Origin of the sequence: Campylobacter massiliensis, assembly GCF_014253065.1 — a bacterium.
GTDB lineage: Bacteria > Campylobacterota > Campylobacteria > Campylobacterales > Campylobacteraceae > Campylobacter_A > Campylobacter_A massiliensis.
In genome coordinates this window covers 876,192-891,468 of the sequence record NZ_JACLZK010000002.1, presented here as the reverse complement: position 1 = coordinate 891,468, position 15,277 = coordinate 876,192, and the positions used below count along the sequence as shown (strand labels likewise).

General features: G+C 47.4%; 16 protein-coding genes. 6 read left to right on the top strand and 10 right to left on the bottom strand.

From position 1 onward, the window contains the following. Positions 1–459 precede the first annotated feature (459 nt). From H7R39_RS11040 to accA, 6 genes are all read left to right on the top strand, one after another. Positions 460–1,062: a DNA-3-methyladenine glycosylase I gene (locus tag H7R39_RS11040; RefSeq protein WP_185899385.1), complete on the top strand. Its 603-nt coding sequence runs from the start codon at positions 460–462 to the stop codon at positions 1,060–1,062. After that, the gene (locus tag H7R39_RS11035) at positions 1,062–1,418 is read left to right on the top strand and encodes an MmcQ/YjbR family DNA-binding protein (RefSeq protein WP_185899457.1); all 357 of its coding nucleotides are present in this window, start codon (positions 1,062–1,064) and stop codon (positions 1,416–1,418) included. The genes H7R39_RS11040 and H7R39_RS11035 overlap by 1 nt, the downstream gene beginning before the upstream one ends. A 98-nt stretch (positions 1,419–1,516) precedes the next feature. Then, on the top strand, positions 1,517–2,260 hold the full coding sequence (gene fabG, locus H7R39_RS11030) for a 3-oxoacyl-ACP reductase FabG (protein WP_122873334.1): 744 nt from the start codon (positions 1,517–1,519) through the stop codon (positions 2,258–2,260). Positions 2,261–2,340: 80 nt separating this feature from the next. Next, positions 2,341–2,574, top strand: coding sequence for an acyl carrier protein (gene acpP, locus H7R39_RS11025; RefSeq protein ID WP_002953553.1), 234 nt, complete (start codon positions 2,341–2,343; stop codon positions 2,572–2,574). Positions 2,575–2,593: 19 nt separating this feature from the next. Beyond that, positions 2,594–3,802 (top strand): beta-ketoacyl-ACP synthase II, encoded by a 1,209-nt coding sequence (locus H7R39_RS11020; protein WP_185899383.1) that lies wholly within the window; start codon positions 2,594–2,596, stop codon positions 3,800–3,802. Further along, entirely contained in the window at positions 3,802–4,743 is a 942-nt protein-coding gene (gene accA / locus H7R39_RS11015) for an acetyl-CoA carboxylase carboxyl transferase subunit alpha (RefSeq protein ID WP_185899381.1), read from the top strand. Before H7R39_RS11020 ends, accA begins: the two co-directional genes overlap by 1 nt. Before the next feature lie 302 nt (positions 4,744–5,045). Here accA and H7R39_RS11010 read toward each other — a convergent pair whose 3' ends face one another. The 10 genes from H7R39_RS11010 to H7R39_RS10965 all read right to left on the bottom strand — a co-directional run bounded on the left by H7R39_RS11010 (position 5,046) and on the right by H7R39_RS10965 (position 15,274). Continuing rightward, positions 5,046–5,645, bottom strand: a complete 600-nt coding sequence (locus tag H7R39_RS11010) for a transporter substrate-binding domain-containing protein (RefSeq protein WP_228724786.1) — start codon at positions 5,643–5,645, stop codon at positions 5,046–5,048. Between the two features lie 272 nt (positions 5,646–5,917). Next, on the bottom strand, positions 5,918–6,745 hold the full coding sequence (locus H7R39_RS11005) for a radical SAM protein (protein WP_185899455.1): 828 nt from the start codon (positions 6,743–6,745) through the stop codon (positions 5,918–5,920). Next, positions 6,745–7,521 carry a 4Fe-4S binding protein gene (locus tag H7R39_RS11000; protein ID WP_185899379.1) on the bottom strand — a complete coding sequence of 259 codons (777 nt, stop codon included), beginning with the start codon at positions 7,519–7,521 and terminating at the stop codon, positions 6,745–6,747. The genes H7R39_RS11005 and H7R39_RS11000 overlap by 1 nt, the downstream gene beginning before the upstream one ends. After that, the gene (locus H7R39_RS10995) at positions 7,514–8,371 is read right to left on the bottom strand and encodes a substrate-binding domain-containing protein (protein ID WP_185899377.1); all 858 of its coding nucleotides are present in this window, start codon (positions 8,369–8,371) and stop codon (positions 7,514–7,516) included. Before H7R39_RS10995 ends, H7R39_RS11000 begins: the two co-directional genes overlap by 8 nt. Positions 8,372–8,442: 71 nt before the next feature. After that, positions 8,443–8,673 carry a 2-hydroxyacyl-CoA dehydratase family protein gene (locus H7R39_RS10990; RefSeq protein ID WP_323874604.1) on the bottom strand — a complete coding sequence of 77 codons (231 nt, stop codon included), beginning with the start codon at positions 8,671–8,673 and terminating at the stop codon, positions 8,443–8,445. After that, positions 8,673–9,035 (bottom strand): BadF/BadG/BcrA/BcrD ATPase family protein, encoded by a 363-nt coding sequence (locus H7R39_RS10985; protein ID WP_185899375.1) that lies wholly within the window; start codon positions 9,033–9,035, stop codon positions 8,673–8,675. The genes H7R39_RS10990 and H7R39_RS10985 overlap by 1 nt, the downstream gene beginning before the upstream one ends. Positions 9,036–9,465: 430 nt before the next feature. Then, positions 9,466–10,956: a hypothetical protein gene (locus H7R39_RS10980; protein ID WP_185899373.1), complete on the bottom strand. Its 1,491-nt coding sequence runs from the start codon at positions 10,954–10,956 to the stop codon at positions 9,466–9,468. A gap of 83 nt (positions 10,957–11,039) precedes the next feature. Then, entirely contained in the window at positions 11,040–12,521 is a 1,482-nt protein-coding gene (locus tag H7R39_RS10975; RefSeq protein WP_185899371.1) for a hypothetical protein, read from the bottom strand. Between the two features lie 465 nt (positions 12,522–12,986). Next, complete coding sequence (locus H7R39_RS10970; RefSeq protein ID WP_185899369.1) at positions 12,987–14,015, bottom strand: c-type cytochrome; 1,029 nt, start codon at positions 14,013–14,015, stop codon at positions 12,987–12,989. Further along, on the bottom strand, positions 14,012–15,274 hold the full coding sequence (locus H7R39_RS10965; RefSeq protein ID WP_122866464.1) for a cytochrome b: 1,263 nt from the start codon (positions 15,272–15,274) through the stop codon (positions 14,012–14,014). Before H7R39_RS10965 ends, H7R39_RS10970 begins: the two co-directional genes overlap by 4 nt. Positions 15,275–15,277 lie beyond the last annotated feature (3 nt).

Sequence of the window (15,277 nt, the reverse complement as noted above, 5' to 3'; positions counted from 1 at the left end):
GCCGATCCCAAGATTATTTGCCGCAGGCGAGATCACCGGCGGCGTACACGGAGCTAGCCGCTTAGGTAGCGTAGCGATAGCTGACTGCTTAACGTTTGGTATGATTGCGGGAGAGAATATAGGCTAATTTGCGGCGTCTTTCGGACGCTTTTTGCGGAGCTTGCTAAAATTTTGCTTGACAGACTATTTTGTCTAGCCTGTGCAAAATTTTAGCCGCGCAACCCTAAAAAGCGCCTCGAAATACTTTCAAATCTTATTTCGTATCGCGGGTCAAATTTAAGATTAAATTCGAGAATTCGGCTTGCGATACTTTTAAATTTTGTAAAAACGGCTTCAATCACTTTCAAATTTTCCGAATTTTTAAATCAAATTTTGTCGGGTAAAATTTGATTCCCCGTCATCATTCTTAACCTAAATTTCGCTACAATCTCTCAAATTTGTACGAACAAGGAGCTAAATTTGCAAAATACTCAAAAACCTAAAATCCGCTGCGACTGGGCGGAGAAAAGCGAGCTAGAGCGCGTATATCACGACGAGGAGTGGGGCAAGCTCATAAAAGACGATGCGAAATTTTTCGAGCTCATCGTGCTTGAGGGCTTTCAGGCGGGTATCTCGTGGCATGCGGTGCTGCTTAAACGCGAGGCGATGAGAGCGGCGTTTGACGGATTTGACGCGCATAAAATTTCGCTCTACGGCGAGGAGCAGACGGCAAAATTTATGCAAAATCCAGCACTCATCAGAAACCGCCTAAAGCTAAACTCGCTCGCCGCAAACGCCCGCGCATTCCTCGCCGTCGTAAGCGAGTTTGGCAGCTTTTACGACTATCTTTGGGGCTATCTTTTGCCTAAATTCGATCCCAAATTTGACGGCAAGCCCATCATAAATCACTATGAGAACATAAAGCAGATCCCAGCTACCACGCCGCTTGCGGATTTCGTCGCAAAAGAGATGAAAAAGCGCGGATTTAAATTTCTGGGACCCACGAGCGTCTATGCGTTTTTGCAAAGCGCGGGCGTAGTGGACGATCATCTGGACGCCTGCTTTTGCAAAGGAGGCAAGTGATGCCCGCACGGAAGCGAGTTTTTAGCTACATAAAGGAGAAATTCGGCGCGCAGGGCGAGCGAGTATTTGACAAGCACCCCGCATTTGCCGTGTTTCGCCACGCGAAAAACCGAAAATGGTTCGCCGTTTTTATGCGCGTGGACGGCGGCAAGCTGGGGCTTAAAAGCGGGGAAGCGCTAGAGATACTAAATCTAAAATGCAAGCCCGATCTCGCGGCGATTTTGCGCGACGGTGATCAAATTTTGCCCGCCTATCATATGAATAAAAAGCATTGGATCAGCGTAAATTTAAGCTCCAAAATCGCGTCCGAGCAGGTGGAGGATCTGATCGATCTTAGCTTTGAGCTGACGAGATAGCTGGCTAAAATTTACGCCAGCGGGTTTTGCGCCGCAAAATCGGTTTTTTAGCTTTCGTCTGATAAAATGCGGGTCAAATTTGAAATCAAGGAGAAAAAATGAAATTTAGCGGAAAAAACGTGCTAATCACCGGCGCAAGCCGCGGTATCGGCGCGCAGATAGCCAAAACCCTAGCGCAAATGGGGCTAAAAGTGTGGATAAACTACCGCTCAAAGCCAGAAATTGCCGATGCATTGCAAGCTGAAATCGTAGCAAACGGCGGACAGGCCGCGGTGGTTAAATTTGACGCGACGGACGAGGATGAGTTTATAAAAGCGATAAATTTGATCGCGGACGCCGACGGCGAGCTAAGTTACCTCGTAAATAACGCCGGTATCACAAACGACAAGCTCGCGCTTCGCATGAAGACGGAGGATTTTACTAGCGTGATAGGCGCAAATTTGACCTCGGCCTTTATCGGATGCCGCGAGGCGCTAAAAGTAATGAGCAAAAAACGCTTCGGCGCCGTCGTAAACGTAGCCTCGATCGTGGGCGAGATGGGCAATGCCGGACAGGCAAACTACGCTGCGAGCAAGGGCGGAATGATCGCGATGAACAAAAGCTTCGCCAAAGAGGGCGCGGCGAGAAATATTCGTTTCAACTGCGTAACTCCGGGCTTTATCGAGACTGATATGACGAGCGAGCTAAGCGACGAGATCAAAAAAACCTACAGCGACAACATCCCGCTAAAGCGATTTGGAAGCGCTAGCGAAGTGGCCGAAGCTGTGGCGTTTTTGCTAAGCGATCACGCTAGCTACGTCACGGGCGAGACGCTAAAGATCAACGGCGGACTATATATGTAAGCGCGTAAATTTTACGTTTTTGCGAAAGTTTAAGCTAAAATATATTAAAATCACGAAATTTTTATTTTTAGGAGAAGAAAATGGCAATATTTGATGACGTAAGAGACGTAGTAGTCGAGCAACTAAGCGTGGCTCCAGATGCGGTAAAGCTTGAGTCTAAGATTATCGAAGATCTAGGCGCAGACTCGCTTGACGTAGTTGAGCTAGTTATGGCTCTTGAGGAAAAATTTGAGGTAGAGATACCTGATAGCGACGCTGAGAAGCTGATCACTATAAACGACGTCGTAAGCTACATCGAGAAACTAAACAAATAAGTTTTTGTAAGGAGAGATCTTGAAAAGAGTCGTAGTAACCGGGATTGGGATGATCAACGCTTTAGGGCTCGACAAAGATAGTTCATTTAAGGCTATCTGCGAAGGTAAAACCGGCGTAAAAAAGATAACCTCTTTTGACGTGAGCGATTTTCCAGTTCAGATTGCTGCCGAGATAACGGACTTTGACCCGCTTAGCGTTATGGATGCTAAGGAGGTTAAAAAGGTCGATAGATTTATCCAGCTTGGATTAAAAGCTGCTAAAGAGGCTATGGCTGATGCAAATTTCGGCGAATTTGACGCTGAAAATTTCGGTGTTAGCTCGGCTGCCGGCATAGGCGGTTTGCCTAATATCGAAAAAAACTCCAATATCTTGCTTGAAAAAGGCTCGAGACGTATTTCTCCATTTTTTATACCTTCTGCGCTAGTAAATATGCTGGGCGGCATAGTTTCGATAGAGCATGGCCTAAAAGGGCCTAATATCTCTAGCGTAACCGCATGCGCGGCATCTACTCACGCCATCATTGAGGCGGCTAAAACCATTATGGTCGGTGAAGCGCAAAAAATGCTAGTCGTAGGCTCCGAGTCTACGGTTTGCGGCGTAGGCATCGGCGGATTTGCGGCTATGAAGGCGCTTTCTACTAGAAACGACGATCCACAGACGGCATCAAGACCTTTTGATAAAGACAGAGACGGCTTTGTAATGGGTGAAGGAAGCGGTGCGCTCGTACTTGAAGAGTATGAAAGCGCTAAGGCTAGAGGGGCTAAAATTTATGCCGAGGTGGTCGGTTTTGGCGAGAGCGGCGATGCATATCACATCACTTCGCCTTCGCTTGAAGGACCGCTTTCTGCGATGAAAAAGGCCTTGAAAATGGCTGGAAATTTACAGATCGACTACATTAATGCACACGGCACCTCGACGCCGACAAATGATAAAAACGAAACTGCAGCGTTAAAAGCTCTTTTTGGCGGCAATGTGCCTCCGGTTAGCTCTACTAAGGGGCAAACGGGACACTGCCTTGGTGCGGCTGGCGCGATAGAGGCTGTCGTATCCATAATGGCTATGCAAGAAGGCCTTATACCGCCTACAATTAACTACGCAACCAAAGACGAGGAGTGCGATCTAGACTATGTGCCAAACGTGGCTAGAAAAGCTGAGCTAAACGCCGTTATGAGTAACTCTTTTGGATTCGGCGGTACGAACGGCTCTATTATATTTAAGAAGATATAATGGCAAGTTATCTAGACTTTGAACAAGGTATTAAGCAAATAGATGATGATATCGCAAATGCGAGGATTCGCGGCGATGAACATGCGGTAGAAATTCTAAATAAAAATTTAGAAAAAGAGACTGCTAAAATTTACAAAAATCTTAACGAGTTTCAGCGCCTTGCTTTAGCTCGTCACCCGGATCGCCCTTATGCTATTGATTACATCAAAGGCATGATGAGGGATTACTATGAGCTTCACGGCGATAGAGCGTATCGCGATGATGGAGCCATAGTTTGTTTTATCGGCTATATAGGCTCTAAAAAAGTCGTCGTTATAGGCGAGCAAAAGGGCCGAGGAACCAAAAATAAACTAAAAAGAAATTTTGGCATGCCTCATCCAGAGGGCTACCGTAAAGCTTTGCGAGTAGCTAAAATGGCTGAGAAATTCGGACTTCCGATACTATTTTTAATAGATACTCCAGGCGCATATCCGGGCGTTGCAGCTGAGGAGCGCGGTCAAAGCGAGGCGATAGCTAGAAATTTATTTGAATTTGCAAATTTAAAAACCCCAATGATAGCCGTCGTTATAGGCGAAGGCGGAAGCGGCGGGGCTCTAGCCATAGGCGTAGCCGACAAGCTAGCCATGATGCGAAATTCAGTTTTTTCGGTTATCTCGCCGGAGGGTTGCGCAGCTATACTTTGGAACGACCCGTCAAAACAAGAGCAAGCTACCAAAGCGCTGAAAATAACTGCTGATGATCTAAAAAGCTTAAATTTAATAGACGATGTCATAGAAGAGCCGATAAACGGCGCTCATAGAGATAAAGAGAGTGCCGTAAAAGCGCTCGCGAGCTATTTTATAACCGAGCTAGATAAACTTGAAAAGCTAAAAGTGGATGAGCTTTTAAATGCCAGAATAGCTAAAATCTTATCTGCAGGCGCATTTGAAGAGGGCAAATAGCGCTAAAAAACAGAATACTCTTACAAAAAGTTTCTTTAACTTTTTGTAAGTTGCTTATTTGTTCTTGAAGTATTCAAATTTATATGAGTCTTACGCAAAATATCCCTATAGCCAAAAATAATCTTACTAAATTTAGTTTAACGACTTCTTGGTGTCAAAATACCTGTTTTATGTTATGTAGAAAAATTATAAAATAGTATTTAAAAAATCTATTTGAGTCAAAAGATAGTTTGAAAAATAAATTTGGCTACATAAATTTTAAATTTGCAAATTTTAAATTTACCCGCCCGCCGCTTTTAAATTTATTCCGAAATATCCTTATCAAAATATTTCATCGATATTTTTTTAGTTTGCCTTCGGCTCGTAGCTCGTTTAATGCTTTTTATTGCTTCTAGTAGCTCGGCGTTACCTTTATGCACGATTGCGGTCGTGTACATCGGACATTCGCCCGCTTTTATCAGCTTTATCGGGGTTTTTGGGTGCTTTTTGTAGTCGTAGAACATCGCAGCGTCGTCTATCATGTCGTCGGCGCACTTGGTGATTATGAGATTTATCTGGTTGCTTAGACTATCCGCTACGACGAGTTTTGCACTGTATTTTTCGACGGTCGGTATCCACATGTTATTTACCGAGAGCATAGAGCGCTTACCATTTAGATCGGCAAGGCTCTTGATATCGTCTTTATCCTCGTGCACGATGATTGCCGAGTACGAGGTCATGTACGGCACGGAGTAGTCATACTTTTTCTTGCGCTCTTCGGTGATGCTTGCCTGGTTAAACACGGTGTCTGCTTTGCCTGCATCAAACACTGCTAACATAGCATCCCGCGAGGCTTCGATAAATTTAGGCTTTAGTCCTAGTTTGTTTGCGACGGCTTTTACTATCTCGGCGTTGTAGCCCATTAGTTCGTCTTTTCATTATGAAACGAAAACGGCTAATACACGCCCTCGGCCAGGATAGTGATCACGCCGCCCCTTTTGATCTGCTCGAGCGATTCTGCGCTTGCTAAATTTAAACAAACGGCAATCGCCGACCTAGTTTTAAAATCTGTTTTAGCTCCATGCTAACTCCTTTTATAAAATTTGAAAATAAAATCGTAAAAATCGCGACCGCGATATAAATTTAAATTTGCCGCACCGATAAAAAGCCGACAAACCCGCCGCAAAGCAAGCTTTTACCCTTCGCAAAGCTTGCCGCATGCGTCGGCGCGACACCTGCTGCAGTGAGTCATTTGATGAATGGAACCGCCGATTAGCTTTCGCATGCTGCGAATTTCTTCGTTTGAGGGCGATTTGATATTTGCAAAAGGGGTGCCATGCACGGGGATCATCGCCATACAGTTCATGATATCGGCTTGCCACTCCTTAGCTTTTTCCGCGATTTGCGGGACGTGAGCCATATTTACGCCAGGTATTACGACCGTATTGATCTTTACGATCATGCGGGCTTCTTTTAGCTTGCGGATTCCTTCCTCTTGGCGCTCCCCAAGAATTCTAGCGCCATCCTCGCCGTGATAAATTTTGTTTTTGTGGCGCACCCACGCATAAATTTTGCCGCCCACTTCGGGCGTTACGGCATTAACGGTCACCGTCACGTGGCTCACGCCGATGCGCACGATATCATCCACGTGCTCGGGCAAAGATAGGCCGTTTGTGGATAGGCAAAGTAGGGCGTGAGGGAAGCGGGCTTTGCATTTTTCAAAAGTCGCTAGGGTCTTGTCGGCATCGCACATAGGATCTCCTGGCCCTGCGATACCGATGACAGAGATATCCTGTCTAAATTTAAATAGATTTTCCACGTATTCCACGGCCTCATCCGGGCTTTGCACCCTCCCCGTTACGCCGGGGCGATTTTCGTTGGCGCAGTCGTAGATGCGGTTGCAAAAATTGCATTGGATATTGCAATGCGGCGCTACGGGAAGGTGTACGCGCCCGCAGACGGCGGACGCTTTTTTGCTAAAGCAGGGGTGGTTGTCGAAGGAGGGTTTGGCGAAAAAATTCATCAATCTTTTTTCCTTCCGAATTTGATGGCGTCCGCGTGGCAAACATCCATACAATCGCCGCAGTTCGTGCAGTTCATCTCGTCCGGTCTCGTGCCCATTTCGCATTTGCGCAAACAGGCGTTGCAGTTATCGCAGGCATCTGTTTTATAAACGCGAAATATTGAAATTTTACGCAGCAGCTCCATTATGCCGCCGCTAGGACAGGCGAAGCGGCACCATAAATTTGCGACGATCAAGGACGCGGCGATAAGAGCCACGACGACGGCAGTGCGAACCGCCCAGTACCAGTCGGAAAATTTAAAGGACATGATAACGGCGTTGAGATACTCGTCGCTGGTGCGGATAGGGATCATGACGCGAGGATTGCCGTAGATAAAATATACGCCCGCGCTAAGCAAAATGGCTATAACCATGCCTATCTGCGCATATCGTAGCTTCCTGTTATTTTTTAGCTTAAGCTTAAAAGCGGCAAATTTGCCCAGCATTTGATTTACGAATCCGCCCGGGCAAAGCCAGCCGCAAAACGCGCGCCCGAGGAAAATAACCAGCACGGGTATAAACAGCCAAAAGCCGAAAAACACGGTCGCGATCCGCCCCCAGCACGTAACGATCGGACAGGATTGGCAGTTTACGAAAGGCACGATAAATGGGCATCTAAAAATTCCATAATACGCCCATTGTCCGATCGCGCCGATAAAAATCAGCTGCACCAAACGACGAATTTTAGTTAGCCTAGAGACTTTTTTCATCTTTGCCATATTTACGATACTAAACATCTTTTACACCAAACCTTTCTATGAGTTCAAGCCCACGCGCCGAATGGATGGAGGTAAAGCCGTGTCGCTCAAAAATTTCCTGCCCGTCCGAGCAGACGAAGTCCGCAAAGTCATCGGCAAGCTTCTCGTCTTTTACGTATTTCATAATATTTAGCGTAAACGTAAGCGGCCCGGGCGGGATGAGTTTCTCGTCGATAGGCATATATTCGATCCTGTCTTTAAATCTATCGTGCGTCGTTAGGCGCTTTTCGATGATGGACGCATCGCCCTTGCCGTCTACGAGATCGCACATCATAGTAATTACGCACGCTCCGTTGGCTACCATATTTTTCATAACAGGCTCAGTAAGGCCGGAATTTTTCAAAATTCCCTTTACCGGTCCGCTGCCCGGAGGCGAAGCCCTTAGCGGCAGCATCACCCGCACGCCGGGTTCCGCTAGATCCTTCAGATCGCGAATGCCCGCGGGATTGCCTTTTGGCACTACTAAAACATAGTCGGTAAAACATAGCGGTCTAAAGCGGAGGCTAAGGCCAGCTTTGCGTAGTTTTTGGCTTAGCTCCAAAACGCGGGCGCCGAAAACCTCCGTCTTGCCCTGTAAGGCTAGCAGCGACTTCCCGAGCGCCCCCGCAAAGGCGCCGGTGTACTGGATATTATGCCCCGTTTTGGACTCGTACGCTGCGTTTATCTGCGCAAAAGCCTCAGATAGTCCTCCGCACGACCAAACCTGCAGCGAATCAGGCTTAAACGGCGTGAAGCCTGCGAGCATAGATTTGGGTCCGGCGATGGCTGCCGCTGCCAAAGCTCCTTTTAAAAAGCCGCGACGAGATTCGTCTACTTCTTTAAATTTCATCTAACCTCTCCTTTCTTTGGTTTGTTTTTAAATTTAGAAAATTCTTCATTTTAAAATTTCGAGCTACCAGCTTAAAGCAGTTCTATAAACGCCTCTAGGCGCGTTCGGATTTGCCCTACGTCCTGTTTGGAGTAGTCGGTCTCCAAGCTCATATAGTTTGCTCCGGCTTCGCGGCTTGCCTCTTTGATCCTGTTTGTCAGGGTTGCGTAGGTGTGGCAGTCCACGACATCGATGATGTCGCCTACTTGATATTCGCGGATAAATTCCTTGATAATATCGCCTCTGGCGTCGTTTTGATACATCACCGAACAGGGGATTTTAAGGTAGCGTTCGGCGATATTTGCGACCGGATCGCCTTCATGTCTTGCCCGCCCACATCTATGACGGTGCAGTCTTGCTCAAATAGAAAGTGTGCTCCAAGGACATGGCATAAAATTTCGCTCATGCTAAGACGCGCGTACTCCACGCTAACGCGTCCGTAGCCCGTAGCCGTCACGAAGCCCCCTACGTAGCCTTTTTGCTCTAAAGCTTGCTTGATCTGGCGCGCGACCTTGACCGCGCTAAAGCCGCTTGGCAGCAAAAACAGCTCGCAAAATTCGCCGCGTTCGTTCATAACGGCGACCTTTAACGACGCACCGCCGATGTCAATACCGATAAAATGCATACTCTGATCCGTAGAAAATTTTTCCGACACGCGGAACTTCGTTAAACTCAAGCGCAAATTTGAGCTCGGGTTTGGGTAAATTTGCAAAAACCGTAATGAAGATAAATTTATGCAAACGTAAATCGCGACCGCGATCTGCTTTGGTTGAAATTATAGCCAAAATCGGGCGTAAAAAGCGAGGGAAAGTTAAAAAATATTTTTTGCGCGTCAAATTTAAGATTTTTGACGGGGCGAGCGAGGGTAAAATTTGACGATGGAAATTAATATACGGCGTCAAATTTGAAGATAGGTTTTGAGGTAAGCGGCAAGCAAATTTGATGGTCGTGAGAGGCGAGAGCAGGCTATCAAATTTGGCTGTCGCAGCATGTAAGTTTAGCCCGGTCAAAAACGGGCTAAAATGCTAAAATCCTACCGACTAAAAAGAGCCAGCCTACCGATAAACCTCGCCGTCGATGATCGCCATAGTTTTGTTATCTTTACTGCGCGGCAGAGTGTAGAAAAAGCTGTGGCGAACGACCGTGCCGTCGTCGTATTTGAGCGTTAGCTCGCCTTGATCGAGCGTGTATGAGCCCTCGTCGTTGCGCGATTTTGAGCTGCCCCCGTCTATGCTGCCGCCTGGGGTACCCGAGGTTGCCATAGCATACGACGATCCGCCCGAGCTAAAGCGCCCTTTGCCGTCAAAGCAGTAGTATCCGCTCACGCCTACGCTCACCGTATCGCTGCCGCCCGACCAGCCGTACAGGGACGACGAGCTGTCCTTGCGAAACGAGAAGCACTCTTTTGGCATTTGGCTTGAAATTTGTGCCTGAAACATATAATACCCCGTACCGATTGAGTTCCACAAAAAGGTGCAGTCGTCGTTCTCGCAGTAGTAGCTCGTATCGTAGTCGTCGTTGCTGGTTATCGTTAGGATGCCGTCTTTGACCTTATACGTTCCGTCGATGCGCGTGCGCCAGTCGGGCTTTTCTAGGCGGCTAGCGTAGGTGCCGTCGTCGCGTAGATAAAAAGAATAATCTTCGCTCGTGTTTAAAAGCATGTTAAATTTCGTACCGCCAAATACCCCCGAGCCTTTTTTGCTCGCCCCGGCGCTACTATGTTTGACGCTAGAGTCCTTTGCGGGTTTTGCGGACTCGACCGAATTTGAGCTTGATTTGCTTACTTTTGCTTGCGCGCTATTTGCGCTTTTTTTAAAGACGAATAAGACCTCTTGCCCGTCCGCGACTTGTTTGTATTCGAGCATGCCGTCCTTTAGCCAAAACTCGCCCAGCCCTTTAGCACTAAGCGCGTATTTGCCGCCGCCTAAACTTTCGTAGCCGCTTTTGCCTGCGCTATTGTTGCACGAACCGTCCGGATTTACGCCCACGATACCTACCGTCGCTTCATCGCCGCCGATCTCAAAAAACGAGTCGCCGAAGCACTTTTGTCCCGCGACTTTAAAGCTCTGCCCCTGCGCCTTTAGCGAGACTAGCTCCCATCTGCCCTCGATCTCGCTTAAATTTGACCCGCCGGGGTTTGCTTGATTTAGAGCGCCGTTTACGATGCCGGCTAAATTTACCTCGTCTTTTTTAAAGGTAAATACGATCTCGCCGCTGTCCGTGCCTTGTTTGTATTCGAGTGAGCCGTTATTTAGCCGTAGCTCGCCGCCGCCAAGCGAGTATCTGCCGCCGCCTAGGCTTTTTAGAGCGAAGTTTTGTTCGGCTTTTTCGCATGAGCTGTCGCCCGCGCTACTTAGGCTTAGGCGCGCATTATCGCCGCTAGCCTCGATAAAAGAGTCTTCGAAGCACTTTTGTCCGGCCGTTTTAAACGTCTGTCCCTGCGCCGTAACTGAGACGATGCTCCATCTGCCGTCCAGCTCGCTAGCGCTTAAATTTAACCCGAGGCAAAGCGCTGCGAGGATTGCAAAAAATTTAAATTTAGCCATATTTTTCCTTTCATAAATTTAGTCTTGGTTTGCGCGAACCCGTCCGCAAATTTACCGAATGCGGCGAATTTGCTCGGGTTTTGCTATTCGTCCAAAAAATATATCGCGCCGTCGACGACCGCTCCGCCTGCCTTGCCTTCGCTAGTAGGCGGGATATAAAAAAAGCTATGACGCTGCGTCCGTCCGTCGTCGTATCTGAGCGTGAGCTCGCCCGCGTCTAGCGTATATGAGCCCGCGCTACTGCTAGATCTTGTTCCGCCGCCGCCCATATTGCTCATGGCGGCGGAGGAGTAGGCCCAACTGCCGTCCTTGAAGCGGCCTTTGCCGTCGAAGTCATAGTACCCGCTCACACCGCCGCCCACGATATCTGTGCCGCCCGAGGCGTTATAGACGGACATGGAGCCAACGGCGGTGAATGAGTAGCTGCCCTTTGGCACCTCATTTAAGATTTGAGCGTTAAAGAGATGGTATCCGCCGTCGCTCCACAAAAATGTGCAGTCCGCATTCTCGCAGCTATATGTGCTTTGCTCGCCGTCGTTGGCGGTTCGTACGATTTTTTTGCCGTCTTTTTTATACGTGCCGTCGATGCGCGTGCGCCAGTCGGGCTTACCAAGGTCATCGCAGTAGGTACCGTCGTCGCGCAGATAAAAGGATATGTCGGTATTGGTGTTTATGAAGAACCACTTGCCTGCAAACACGCCCGTGCCTTTTTTGCTCGCTCCCGCGTCGCTATGCTTGACGCTAGGGTCTTTTTCGGGTTTTGGGGTTTTGCCTAAATTTGAGCTTGATTTGGCTTGTGTCTGATTTGAGCTAGCCTGCGCCGCGCGGCTTTTTTTAAAGGTAAACAAGACGCCGCCCGCGCTTTGTTCGTATTCGAGCGAGCCGTTTTTCAGCCTAAATTCGCCCGCATCGTTATCTAGCGCGTATCTGCCGCTGCCAAGGCTTTTGTAGCCGCTTTCTCCTGCGCCCGTCTTGCACGAACCGTCTGGATTTGCCGCTACGATACTGACTATGGCTTTGCCGCCTGCTATCTGGAAAAACGAATCCTCAAAGCACTTTTGGCCCGCCGTTTTAAACGTCTGCCCTTGTGCTGCGACCGAGTCGATCTCCCATCTGCCCTCTAGCTCGTCTGTGCTCAAATTTGAGCCGGTTGCCGTTGCCACGGCCTTGTTTGCGGCCACGTCTTTTTTGAAAGAAAAAACGATAAATTTGCCGCCGTCTAAGGACTGTTTTACCTTTAGCGCGCCTTCTTCTAGCCAAAACTCGCCGATAGGGCCCAGCGCGTATTTGCCAGCACCCATGCTTTTAAAGGCGTAGCTTGCCGCGCCGCTTTTGCATGCGCCATCCTCGCCTACGGAGCTAAGGCCTAGCTTTGCCTTGCGGCCGCTAACCTCGAAAAACGAATCCTCGAAGCACTTCTGTCCCGCTGTTTGCACCTCCTGCCCGTCTATGTTTGCCGAGACGATGCTCCACCTGCCCTCCAGCTCGCTAGCGCTTAAATTTAACCCAAGGCAAAGCACCGCGATGGTCGCAAAAAGCTTGACCGTAAATTTGAGACCATTCATATTTACCCTTTTTTTGAAATTTGCAAATCAAAATTGATAGCCGATTTTAACATCGGGAAATAAATTTAAAGACAACCTAAATCAAGAAAAATTATGAAAAAACCAAAACAAGCTGAGCTCTAACTTAAAAATGCGTCTATAAATCACGCTACTTAGCTCACCGCCGCTAAGAAAATCCAAATGATCTGCCGTATTCTTCGTTCATGGCGTAAAAAGCAGGATTAGTAATACGCTCTTAAAAATGCTGTAAAATGTATATTTATAGTTTTTATTGCGCTCAAAACGTATCCAAATTTAAACTATAGGCGCGTAAAATTAGTATTTGTTTGTGGTCAAATTTGAGCCTAGACAAGGCATCGCGAGTGCTGAATAAATTTTACGACGGCTTCTAAATCGGTAGATAAATTTTAGAAATTAAGGAGTAAAATTTAAAGAGAAATTTGAGCCCGGAGCCGGGCTCAAATTTTAGTGTAGGCTAGACCAAACTTTGCGTTTCCAAAGCCATCCAAATATTCCGAAAATCAAGAAGTAGATCATCGCGTTTATGCCTAGACTTTCGCGCTCGGCTTTTTTAGCGTCGCCGGCTTTTTGCATATAGGCTACGATTTGATCCTCGCTAGCCTTGCTTAGTCCCACGCGAGGCATCGCAGTGCCTGGCAGCATCTTTTGCGTATCGTTTATAAATTTATGCAGATATTCATCGCCCTTTGAGCGAATCATCATCGATAAATCAGGTGGGTTTGAGCCCATATATGCGGCTAAATTTACGCGGTTGGTTAGCGTGTATTTATTTTCGTACTTCATGTCGTGGCATCTTTGGCACGCGTCGCGAAATACCTGTTCGTCGCTAACTTCTTTAGGCGCGATAGACTTTAGATAAGCGACTATATCGGCGATCTCGGCATTTGGATCTTCTCCGCCTGCTCCGAAAAAGGCCGGCATAGGATAAGGCTTTTCGTCGTTAAATTTGTGCGTTAGCTTTAGCGCTTTAGTCGGGTCTTTGATAAGGGCTGCCAAGAAATGCTCGTCGTATATCGCTCCCGCGCTGCTAAGATCAGGTGGCACTACGCCGTACGCTTCGCTAAGTTCAGCAGCGCTCATAGCTGTAGGCATACCCGCAGCCTCGACTCCGTGACAGCCGGCACAGCCCGCGTTTGCAAAGGTTTCTGCGCCTTTAGTCGCGTCGCCTTTGGCTAAATTTATAGCCTTTATATCGTTCCAAAACGCGGTGTAGTCTTCGAGAGATTTTTGTGCCTCTTCGAGATCTTTTTGTGCTCCGGCGACTTTTTTCTCGTCATTTAGAGCTTTTGTCGCATCGAGGGCTTTTTGTCTAGCTTCTACTACAGATTTGGCTTGATTTATATCCTCGGCGCCAAAGTCGTAATCGGCCGCGCCGACGTGCGGATGCATGACGTTATGCGCGTAAGGCTCGATACCCCAGTATGTTATGCCGGTTAAAATAACTACTATTATGAAAATTTTTAACTCTCTCATTTTACCGCTCCTTTTTTCTCAAGAGTCGTTATGATAGGTAAAACGACAAAAAGCAGAACGAAAAACGTAATGGTCGAGTAAAATCCTATCCATGAGTTTGAAATACCAAGCGTCACGCCGTCGGCAGGTAGCTTACCGAAGATCGTAAGTACGATCATATCGACCACTAGCAACCAGAACCATACGAAAAAGCCTTTTCTCTCGTGAGCCGGAGCCACGACGTCGCTTCTGTCGTAAAGCGGCATGAAAAATAGCGCTACGCCTGCGATTGCAAACGCAATAAGGCCGATGTTGTAAGCTTTAAAGCCGAAAATGTCGAAGAAAAATCCGCGTAAAATCTCATACTGCCACAAGAAATACCACTCAGGATAGATGTGCGGAGGAGTTTTTAGAGCGTTGCCCGGCTCGAAATTTATCGGATCCATCGCAAAGTTGAAATGGAAACAGACTAAATAGAAAAAGAAAATCATAAAAAAGCCGATGTACATAAAGTCTTTTGCCAAAAATCCCGGCCAAAACGGAATAACTTTAGCGTTTTTCTTATCGCCGCTTAGATATTTTTCAGCCTCGATATCAAAGTCTATCTCTTCGCCCGTTTCGTTATTTACGTGCGGGACGCGAAGGGTATAAAAGTGTATCGCGACGACTGCGATCAGCACGATCGGTAGCAAGCATACGTGAAGCATGAAAAATCTCGTCAAAGTCGGATCGCTAACTGCATAGTCGCCTCTGATCCACTCGACTACCGCGTCCCCGATAACCGGGATACCGCCGAATAAATTCGTGATAACCATCGCCGCCCAGTAGCTCATCTGCCCCCAAGGTAGCATATATCCGCTAAAAGCCTCGGCTGAAAACAGTATAAAAAGCAACATACCGCTGACCCAAATCATCTCGCGGCCTTTTTTGTAAGAGCCGTAGTAGATCGCCGTAAAGGTGTGTATGTAGATGATCAAAAACACGACCGAAGCCGCAACCGCATGTATGTGACGCCATAGCCAGCCGTACTCGACCTCTTTCATTATAGTCAAATTTACGCTGTCAAAGGCTAAATTTATGTCCGGTTTGTAGTACATAACTAGCATAAATCCGGTAAAAATAAGCAAAGCAAAAAGCGTCGTGAGTATAACGCCCATCGCCCAGAGGAAATTTATATTTTTCGGTATCCAGTATTCGCTGACGAGTACTTTCATTAGCTTGTTTAAGGCGATCCTCTGATCAAGCCAGTCTAAAACGCCCGTTGATTTTCTGATGTGCATTTT